This is a genomic window from Acinetobacter sp. USHLN143 (assembly GCF_037145695.1).
Taxonomy (GTDB): Bacteria; Pseudomonadota; Gammaproteobacteria; order Pseudomonadales; family Moraxellaceae; genus Acinetobacter; species Acinetobacter fasciculus.
On the sequence record NZ_JBBCWZ010000297.1, the window covers coordinates 1 to 249 of the forward strand.

1 protein-coding gene is annotated in these 249 nt (G+C 37.3%); it reads right to left on the reverse strand.

Annotated elements, in window-relative coordinates; all coding sequences use genetic code 11:
• Positions 1-51 precede the first annotated feature (51 nt).
• Positions 52-249, reverse strand: a 198-nt coding sequence (locus WFH18_RS18635; RefSeq protein WP_336755457.1) for a helix-turn-helix domain-containing protein, incomplete at its 5' end; no start/stop codon positions are given.

A 249-nucleotide genomic window follows, 5' to 3' on the forward strand; every position in this document is an offset into this window, starting at 1 on the left:
TCAACGTTATACGAATCTAAAAATGGGAGCCTATAGCTCCCATTTTTATTGTTAAACGTTGAATCCTATATGTTTTCCTGTTGGAAGCTCTACATCAATACGGAGCTTCCCACCCATTGCCTCAACATACTTTTTCATGGTTGAAATCTTAAGATCATTGCCACGATTTTCTATTGCTGAAAGCGATGGCTGTTTTATTCCCAAAGTTTCAGCAAGCTCTTTTTGAGAAATTTCGAGTTCTTCACGAAT